Annotated in this window: 7 protein-coding genes; 2 read left to right on the top strand and 5 right to left on the bottom strand. The window is 69.0% G+C overall.

All coding sequences use genetic code 11. The annotated features are described in order from the left end of the window. Positions 1 to 371 precede the first annotated feature (371 nt). The 3 genes from ACZ7OY_RS40465 to thyX all read right to left on the bottom strand — a co-directional run bounded on the left by ACZ7OY_RS40465 (position 372) and on the right by thyX (position 4,052). Positions 372 to 2,057, bottom strand: a complete 1,686-nt coding sequence (locus ACZ7OY_RS40465; protein WP_472250546.1) for a ribonuclease J — start codon at positions 2,055 to 2,057, stop codon at positions 372 to 374. 143 nt (positions 2,058 to 2,200) lie between these two features. Further along, entirely contained in the window at positions 2,201 to 3,100 is a 900-nt protein-coding gene (gene dapA / locus ACZ7OY_RS40460; protein ID WP_351615083.1) for a 4-hydroxy-tetrahydrodipicolinate synthase, read from the bottom strand. Between the two features lie 211 nt (positions 3,101 to 3,311). Beyond that, positions 3,312 to 4,052 carry an FAD-dependent thymidylate synthase gene (thyX, locus tag ACZ7OY_RS40455; protein ID WP_472250545.1) on the bottom strand — a complete coding sequence of 247 codons (741 nt, stop codon included), beginning with the start codon at positions 4,050 to 4,052 and terminating at the stop codon, positions 3,312 to 3,314. A gap of 208 nt (positions 4,053 to 4,260) precedes the next feature. Between thyX and ACZ7OY_RS40450 the strand changes: the two genes are divergently transcribed. Both ACZ7OY_RS40450 and ACZ7OY_RS40445 read left to right on the top strand, forming a co-directional pair. Further along, the gene (locus ACZ7OY_RS40450) at positions 4,261 to 4,500 is read left to right on the top strand and encodes a hypothetical protein (RefSeq protein WP_384734879.1); all 240 of its coding nucleotides are present in this window, start codon (positions 4,261 to 4,263) and stop codon (positions 4,498 to 4,500) included. Positions 4,501 to 4,623: 123 nt separating this feature from the next. Beyond that, positions 4,624 to 5,181: a hypothetical protein gene (locus tag ACZ7OY_RS40445; RefSeq protein WP_472250544.1), complete on the top strand. Its 558-nt coding sequence runs from the start codon at positions 4,624 to 4,626 to the stop codon at positions 5,179 to 5,181. Between the two features lie 90 nt (positions 5,182 to 5,271). Here the strand turns inward: ACZ7OY_RS40445 and ACZ7OY_RS40440 are convergent, their stop codons facing one another. Further along, positions 5,272 to 5,706, bottom strand: coding sequence for a tetratricopeptide repeat protein (locus tag ACZ7OY_RS40440; RefSeq protein WP_351615075.1), 435 nt, complete (start codon positions 5,704 to 5,706; stop codon positions 5,272 to 5,274). 20 nt (positions 5,707 to 5,726) lie between these two features. Next, positions 5,727 to 6,479, bottom strand: a complete 753-nt coding sequence (dapB, locus tag ACZ7OY_RS40435) for a 4-hydroxy-tetrahydrodipicolinate reductase (protein WP_472250543.1) — start codon at positions 6,477 to 6,479, stop codon at positions 5,727 to 5,729. Positions 6,480 to 6,481 lie beyond the last annotated feature (2 nt).

Below are 6,481 nucleotides of genomic sequence, written 5' to 3'. Positions count from 1 at the left end.
AACATATCTGGCGTTGATTTTTGGCACGCTGTTGAGTTCTCAAGGAACGGACGCTTCCTTTGTACTCACCCTCTCGGGCTTTCCTCCGGGCTTTTCCCTTCGGTCTTGCGTTTCCGACTCTATCAGACCGTTTTCCGATCCGATTTCCTCGGTGCTTTCCAGGTTCCCGCTCTCGCGTTCCCCTTTCCGGCGACTCCGACTTTATCAGAGATTCTGAGTCGGAATTCCCGCCCCCCTCGGGGACTGGTTCCGGCGCACGAGGCAACCGGGTTCCCGTTCAGGCGGAGCCGTAAACGTACTGGAGCGGGGCGCCCCGATGCAAATCGAGGTGCCCCGCTCCAGGTCCACATGGACGAAGGGTCGTCCAGGTGTCAGACCTCCACCACGACCGGGAGGATCATCGGCCTGCGGCGATAGGTGTCCGAGACCCACTTGCCCAGGGTCCTGCGGATGAGCTGCTGAAGCTGGTGGGGCTCCACCACTCCGTCCTGGGCCGAGCGTTCCAGCACCTCGGTGATCTTCGGGATCACCCCGCCGAACGCCGCGTCCTCGATACCCGAACCACGGGCCTGGATGTGCGGGCCGCCGGTGATCTTGCCGGTCGACGAGTCGACGACCACGAAGACGGAGATGATGCCCTCGTCCCCGAGGATCTTGCGGTCCTTGAGGGCCGGCTCGCCCACGTCTCCGACCGAGAGGCCGTCCACGTAGACATAGCCCGCCTGGACCTTGCCGGAGATCTTCGCCTTGCCCTCGACCAGGTCGACGGCGACGCCGTCCTCGGCGATCACGATCCGGTCGTGCGGGACACCGGTCAGGGCGCCCAGCTCGGCGTTGGCCCGCAGGTGGCGCCACTCGCCGTGCACCGGCATCAGGTTCTTCGGGCGGCAGATGTTGTAGAAGTACAGGAGCTCGCCCGCGGACGCGTGACCCGAGACGTGCACCTTGGCGTTGCCCTTGTGGACGACGTTCGCACCCCAGCGGGTCAGACCGTTGATCACGCGGTAGACCGCGTTCTCGTTGCCGGGGATCAGCGACGAGGCCAGGATGACCGTGTCGCCGTCGACGATCCGGATCTGGTGGTCGCGGTTGGCCATGCGGGACAGGGCCGCCATCGGCTCGCCCTGGGAGCCCGTGCAGACCAGGACCACCTCGTGGTCCGGGAGGTCGTCGAGCGTCTTCACGTCCACGACCAGGCCCGGCGGGACCTTCAGATAGCCCAGGTCACGGGCGATGCCCATGTTGCGCACCATGGAGCGGCCGACGAAGGCCACCCGGCGGCCGTACTCGTGCGCCGCGTCCAGGATCTGCTGGATGCGGTGCACATGGCTGGCGAAGCTCGCCACGATGATCCGCTTGCGCGCGCTCGCGAAGACCTGGCGCAGCACGTTGGAGATGTCCCGCTCGGGCGGGACGAAGCCCGGCACCTCGGCGTTCGTCGAGTCGGCGAGCAGAAGGTCGATGCCCTCCTCGCTCAGCCGGGCGAACGCGTGCAGGTCCGTCAGCCGGTTGTCCAGCGGGAGCTGGTCCATCTTGAAGTCGCCCGTGTGGACCACCATGCCGGCGGGGGTCCGGATGGCGACCGCGAGGGCGTCCGGGATGGAGTGGTTGACCGCGATGAACTCGCAGTCGAAGGGGCCGATGCGCTCGCGGTTCCCCTCCGCCACCTCCAGGGTGTACGGGCGGATGCGGTGCTCCTGGAGCTTCGCCTCGATGAGCGCGAGGGTCAGCTTGGAGCCGATCAGCGGGATGTCCGGCTTCTCCCTGAGGAGGTAGGGGACACCGCCGATGTGGTCCTCGTGGCCGTGCGTGAGGACGATGCCCTCGATGTCGTCGAGGCGATCGCGGATCGACGAGAAGTCCGGCAGGATCAGGTCGATTCCGGGCTGCTCCTCCTCGGGGAAGAGCACTCCGCAGTCGACGATCAGCAGGCGGCCGCCGTACTCGAAGACCGTCATGTTGCGGCCGATCTCACCGAGACCGCCGAGCGGGGTGACGCGCAGACCGCCTTCGGGCAGCGACGGGGGCGCACCGAGTTCAGGATGCGGATGACTCAAAAGACTCTCCTCACCACACACGCCACGTACCGGTAGGGCACGTGGCGCGCATGACGTTCGTGCAGAAGCAGTTGTCAGTGTGGGGCGCAGGCGCCGGTGGCCCGCTTATTCAGTTGTGAAGTCTCGTGGTGCCAAGTCTGTTGTCAGAGCTGTACCCCGCCCGCGGCAAGATCGATCTTGAGCTGGGCAATCTCCTCAGCCGTGAGCTCCACCATGGGCAGGCGCAGGGGTCCGGCGGGCAGGCCCTGGAGGGCGAGCGCGGCCTTGGTGGTCATGACGCCCTGGGTGCGGAACATGCCCGTGAAGACCGGGAGCAGTCGCTGGTGGATCTCCGTGGCCTTCTGGACGTCGCCGGCGAGGTAGGCCTCGACGAGGGCGCGCAGCTCCGGCGTCACCACATGGCCGACGACCGACACGAAGCCGACCGCTCCCACGGAGAGCAGGGGCAGGTTCAGCATGTCGTCGCCGGAGTACCAGGCCAGGCCCGACTGGGCGATGGCCCAGCTGGCGCGGCCGAGGTCGCCCTTGGCGTCCTTGTTGGCCACGATCCGCGGGTGCTCGGCGAGCCGGACCAGCGTCTCGGTGTTGATCGGGACGCCGCTGCGGCCGGGGATGTCGTAGAGCATGACCGGCAGCCCGGCGGCGTCGGCGACGGCCGTGAAGTGCCGGTACAGGCCCTCCTGCGGGGGCTTGTTGTAGTACGGCGTGACGACGAGGAGGCCGTGCGCGCCGGCCCGCTCGGCGGCGCGGGCGAGTTCGATGCTGTGGTGCGTGTCGTTGGTGCCGACGCCGGCCACGACATGGGCACGGTCGCCGACCGCATCGAGTACGGCTCGTACGAGATCCGATTTCTCCGCGTCGCTCGTGGTGGGCGACTCACCGGTGGTGCCGTTGACGATCAGGCCGTCGTTGCCTGCGTCCACCAGGTGGGTGGCGAGCCGCTGTGCGCCGTCGAGGTCGAGTGCGCCGTCCGCCGTGAAGGGCGTGACCATGGCGGTGAGGACCCGCCCGAAGGGGGTCTGCGGAGTGGAGGTCGGAGCCATGGGTAACACGCTACTCGCTGCTCACCGCGTGGTCTGCCCACGAGGTGCGAGCAAAGTCCGGACAAATGCGGAACCCGGCACTGCCTGCTCGGGGGTTCAAGCAGTGCCGGGTCCGTTTGATCAGGCTAGATGAACTTCTCTAAATGCCGCAATACGGACACTTCACACGGCTGACCCGTACATCTGTACTCGGCACGGGAACACGGTGTCGCTACGGCGCGACACGGCCGTTGGCGTTGAAGGCGGCGTACGTGAGCGGCATGAGCTCGGCCCACGCCGCCTCCATCCTCTCGCCGACCATCTCGATCTCCCGCTGCGGGAAGGACGGCACCTTGGCCAGCTCGTGCTGGGTGCGCAGGCCGAGGAAGTGCATCAGCGAGCGGGCGTTGCAGGTGGCGTACATCGAGGAGAACAGGCCGACGGGAAGGACCGCACGGGCCACCTCGCGGGCGACACCGGCGGCGAGCATCTCCTGGTACTGCTCGTACGCCTGGATGTAGGACTGCTGCATCGAGCGCTCGACGAGTTCCTGCTGCGCCTCGGTGCCCGCCACGAACTCGTACTTGCCCGGACGGCCCTGCTGGACGAGCTTGCGGTCCTCCCCGGGAACGTAGAAGACGGGCTGGAGCTCGCGGTAGCGCCCGGACTCCTCGTTGTAGGACCAGCCCACCCGGTGGCGCATGAACTCGCGGAAGACGAAGATCGGGGCGCTGATGAAGAAGGTCATCGAGTTGTGCTCGAAGGGGCTGCCGTGCCGGTCCCGCATCAGGTAGTTGATCAGGCCCTTGGAGCGCTCCGGGTCCTTGGTGAGCTCTTCCAGGGACTGCTCGCCGGCGGTGGAGACGCGGGCGGCCCACAGGACGTCCGAGTCGGCCGCGCTGTGCTTGACCAGCTCGACGGTGACATCGCTGCGGAAGCTGGGCTTGAGGTCGTCGGCGGGGGTGTCGGTCACGGCTCGGCGGATCCTTCCATCACTTCACTCGGGCGGCGCCCACTTTACGGCCCGGCACTGACATCGGGCGTTCGGTGCCGGGCCGCGACATCTTCGGTGAACCTCTGCCAATTCGGCGAAACCGGGCACCTTGGGGGACACTCGCTCGTCTGTACTGAAAACAGTCGTTCGTTTGATCCGTACCGTCCCCAGAGGAGAAGCAGCAGCCATGTCCCGTCGGCGTGAGCCCGTCCCGTTCGACTTCCTTGCCGAAGCCGACAGGTTCCGCAGCAATGTCGCTCCGCCGCCCGGCGAGCGGGCGTCCGCCGGTCAGATAGCCGGGCGCTGGCTGCTGGGCCTCACGGTCGTCGCCGGGCTCGTGGGCGCCCTGCTGATCGGCATGCCCGCCCTGACGCTGGACCACTCCACGACGGGCACCCAGCAGTCGCAGGCGTCCGACGGGCGCTGAGCCTCCCCCGGCCGCCGGAAGGGGCCGCCGGCACCCCCTTGGACCCCCGAGGGTGGTGAGCGAACAGGCAGGCGGATAGCCTCACCGGGCACAGCCCATGCATGGAATGAGTGAGGACCAGCCGTGCCCCTGCCCTTCCTGACGGCCGACCGCACCTTCGAGGCGACCGACGACAGCACGCTGCCGTACGACGACCGCGACCGCTGGCGGCGGCCCTACCGGCCCGGTCCGTGGCGTGTGGGGGCGGCCGCGCTGTGCCTGCTGCTCGCCTCGTACGTGCTGTTCGCGGCGGTCATCATCGCCCTGACCGACTCGCCGTCCGCCGCCGCTGCCGTGTTCGGCCTGGCGCTGCTCATCATCGCCTCGTCGCTGCGGATGCTGCGCGTCGGCGTGTGGGTGAGCGCCGCCGGGCTGCGGCACGTGAGCTTCCTCGTCACCCGCACGGTGCCCTGGAAGCGGGTCGTCGCCGTGCGCACGGTGCAGCGACCGGTGCGCTGGCTCGGGCTGCCCCGGACCGTGCAGGGACAGGCCCTGATCCTCGTCCGCAAGGATCGTGGGGCCCAGGACCTGCCGCCGCTGCTCACCACGCACAGCGCGGACTTCCTGGCCCGTCCCGAGGGATTCGACCGGGCCGCGGACACCATCGAGGTGTGGGCCGACGAGTACGCGCACCGCGGCTGAGCCCGCCGTCGCGGCGGTGGCCGCGACCCGTCGCGGTGGTCCCCACGGACCACCGCGATTTTTCGTTCGCCGTGTTCCCGATGCCGGCGGCTACCCGTGCAGCGCGATCGCGCGTTGCATCGCCTTACGGGCCCTCGGGGTGTCGCGGGCGTCGTGATAGGCGACGGCGAGCCGGAACCAGCTGCGCCAGTCGTCGGGGGCGGCCTCCGTCTCGGCCTTGCGCCGGGCGAAGACCTCGTCGGCCGAGTCCCGGTCGATCCGGCCGTCCGGGGTGCGCCGGAGTTCGTCGACGGGCAGGCCGCCCTCCGCGTCGAGCTCGGCGGCGAGCCGGTTGGCCCTGCGGACGAACTGGGTGTTCTTCCACAGGAACCACAGGCCGATGACGGGCAGGATCAGGACCGCCACGCCGAAGGTGACGGTCAGGAGCGTGCCCGACTGGATGAGCATGACGCCGCGGCTGCCGACCAGGACGAAGTAGAAGACCAGGACGGCGGCCGTGACGGCGTAGGTGAGCTTCGCGCGCATGATGTCGTCGGCGTCCGTGCTCAGCCGAGGTCCAGGAAGTGTTCCAGGCCGAAGGTGAGGCCCGGAGTGGTCACGACGCGGCGCACGCCCAGCAGGATGCCCGGCATGAAGCTGCTGTGGTGCAGGGAGTCGTGGCGGACGGTGAGGGTCTCGCCCTCACCGCCGAGGAGGACCTCCTGGTGGGCCAGCAGACCGCGCAGCCGGACCGAGTGCACCGGCACCCCGTCGACGTTCGCGCCGCGGGCGCCGTCGAGCGCCGTGGCGGTGGCGTCCGGGGCCGGGGCGGAGCCGGCCTTGGCCCGCGCCTCGGCGATGAGCTGCGCGGTGCGGGCGGCGGTGCCGGACGGCGCGTCCACCTTGTTCGGGTGGTGCAGTTCGATCACCTCGACCGACTCGAAGTACGGCGCGGCGATCTGCGCGAACTTCATGGTCAGGACGGCGCCGATGGAGAAGTTCGGCGCGATGAGCACCCCGGTCGCGGGTGACTCGGCCAGCCAGCCGTTCAGCCGTGCGAGGCGGTCCTCGTTCCAGCCGGTCGTGCCGACCACGGCGTGGATGCCGTGGCGGACGCAGAAGTCGAGGTTGTCCATCACCGAGTCGGGTGTGGTCAGCTCGACCACGGCCTGGGCGCCGGTCTCCGTCAGCGTCTCCAGCCGGTCGCCCCGGCCGAGGGCGGCGACCAGCTCCAGGTCCTCGGCGGCCTCGATCGCCCGTACCGCCTCGGAGCCGATGCGGCCCTTGGCACCGAGGACCGCCACGCGCAGCTTGCTCATCT

The sequence above is a fragment of the Streptomyces sp. NPDC107559 genome, from assembly GCF_055657365.1.
Note: the sequence above shows the minus strand (reverse complement) of the source record. Positions and strands in the feature narration are given on the sequence as shown.